This window comes from Ralstonia sp. RL (assembly GCF_001683835.1).
In the GTDB taxonomy this organism is placed as follows: domain Bacteria; phylum Pseudomonadota; class Gammaproteobacteria; order Burkholderiales; family Burkholderiaceae; genus Ralstonia; species Ralstonia mannitolilytica.
This window is the reverse complement of record NZ_LWRX01000067.1, coordinates 1-787: the sequence shown is the minus strand read 5'-3', so window position 1 is coordinate 787 and position 787 is coordinate 1. Positions and strand designations below refer to the sequence as shown.

1 protein-coding gene is annotated in these 787 nt (G+C 65.2%); it reads right to left on the bottom strand.

Annotated elements, in window-relative coordinates:
* Positions 1–529, bottom strand: a 529-nt coding sequence (locus tag A6M56_RS07535) for an HD-GYP domain-containing protein (protein WP_286757960.1), incomplete at its 3' end; no start/stop codon positions are given.
* Between the last annotated feature and the right edge of the window lie 258 nt (positions 530–787).

The following is a 787-nucleotide window of genomic DNA, read 5'->3' as shown; positions in this document are numbered from 1 at the left end:
CCGCCTCACTGTGCAGGATGTCCATCACGGCGGTGTGCGGGCGCGGCTTTTGATACGGACGGCGGGCGGTCATCGCATCGTAGCTGTCCGCAATCGAGACGATGCGGGCGTCGAGCGGAATCGCGCTGCCGCGCAGCTTGTCCGGATAGCCCGAGCCATCGTAATTTTCGTGGTGGTGCCGCACGGTGCGGGAAATGCTGCTGGGGCGGCCGCCGTTGATGGCGAGCACGATCTGTTCGCCGATCAGAACGTGTTGCTGCATGCAGGCCCACTCGGCGCTATCGAAACTGTCCGGTTTGCGCAGAATGGTGTCCGGGATGCCGATCTTGCCCATGTCGTGGAAGCGGGCACCCAGTGTCAGGCCGGCCAGTTCCGCATGGCTCAGGCCGATTTTCTGGCCCAGTGCGCGCGACAGTTCGACCACCCGGTCACAGTGGATGCGGGTGTAGTGGTCGCGGGCGCCCAGGGCGATCGTCAGCGCATGGGCGATCAGGTCGGTGGGGGTGGTGTCGTTGGGCGGGGTGAGCATGGGCTTGTCTCGCGTTGACCTGGTGCAGAAAAAGACCGGCTGACCGGGTTTCGGTTCGAAAAATCTTTTGCGAGAAAAAGGGCGCCGGTCCGGGCGCCCCGATGGCCTGATGCCCGGCGGGCTCAGTCGTGCGGCACGGTGTCCGCGAAAGCCGGGCGCTGCATCAGCTTGTCGTACAGTTTGGCCAGATTGGCGTGCGCTGCCTGCCAGGCAATGTCCGGGAAGCGGAAGCGCAGGTAGCCGAGGGCGGTACCGACG